We start from the raw sequence: 1,235 nt of genomic DNA on the forward strand, positions 1-1,235 counted from the left end.
TGAACTACTCCCGTTTCACTGGACAGCGAACGGATGGGATTAAGTTTAATTATGATGCTTTCGCACTGGTATCGAAAAACAGTTCATCAGGAATGTACCCAGTCCCGGTGTGTTTACGTCGTCGGTTGTAAAACTCCACATATGCCTTTACGCCCCGATACAGATCCATCCCACCATTGGGAGGATTTAGGTAGACGTATTCTTGTTTGAGCGATCGCCAGAAGCGTTCGATGAAAACATTGTCGAGGGCTCTTCCTTTGCCATCCATCGAGATTTGTATTCCACTTTCGAGTAATGGATTAATAAATCCTGGACTCGTAAATTGGCTACCCTGGTCGGTATTGAATATTTCGGGCTGGCCCTCTGTACGTATGGTATCCAAAACTGTTTCCCGGCACCATTCCATGCTCATGGTGTTAGAAATACTCCAGCCCACGATCCGGCGGCTATAGACATCAATAATAGCAAACATGTACATAAACCCTCTGAACATTGGAATGTACGATATATCAGCCTGCCAGACCTGGTTAGGACGTTCTATTTTCAGTCCCTTCAGCAAGTATGGATATTTGTAATCAGCAGGATTGGCCTTGCTCAGATTACGCTTGGGGTAAATTGTGCGCAGATTCATGAGCCTGTAAAGCCTTCTCACACGTTTTACGCCAACATGGTATCCCAATCCGATCAGATAATCGCGCATACGTTCCACCCCATAAAATGGGCAGTCCAAGAATTGGCGATCAATAGCCTTCATCAAGCGCTGGTTTAACAGCGATTGGCCTCTGGGCTTAAAGTAATAGCTACTGCGTTGCAAACCAATCAATTTGCACTGATCAGAAACGCTCAAAGCACGATATTCTGGGGAAACAAGACTGCGCTTCTCCATGATACTCATTTCCCCAAGACCTTTTTTAAAAAATCAACTTGGACTTGAAGCTCACCGATTTTCGAGTACAATTCCTTCTCCTTTGTATTTTCGGCTTCATTACCGGCAGCAGGCACCTCCTTACTGAATACCAATTCGGCCTTCTCCAGAAACTCCCGCTTCCAGGCCGCTATCTGTGTCGGATGGATCTCGTACTTGGAGGCTAGTTCCTGGACGGTTTGAACCTCTTTGATTGCTTCTATCGCCACTTTGGCTTTGAAGCTTGCGCTGAATTTCCTACGTTCCTTTTTCATAGTCAACTACTAAATTAGAAATTTAAGTAGCTGTCCAGATTTTGGGGAGTATTATA

General features: G+C 44.9%; 2 protein-coding genes. Both read right to left on the reverse strand.

Going from position 1 to position 1,235, the window contains the following annotated elements:
* Positions 1–49 precede the first annotated feature (49 nt).
* Positions 50–886: an IS3 family transposase gene (locus AC2YIT_RS32180; RefSeq protein ID WP_487281946.1), complete on the reverse strand. Its 837-nt coding sequence runs from the start codon at positions 884–886 to the stop codon at positions 50–52.
* Positions 887–891: 5 nt separating this feature from the next.
* Positions 892–1,179 carry a transposase gene (locus AC2YIT_RS32185; RefSeq protein ID WP_454524995.1) on the reverse strand — a complete coding sequence of 96 codons (288 nt, stop codon included), beginning with the start codon at positions 1,177–1,179 and terminating at the stop codon, positions 892–894.
* Positions 1,180–1,235 lie beyond the last annotated feature (56 nt).

The sequence above is a fragment of the Dyadobacter sp. SRI_021 genome, from assembly GCF_057586235.1.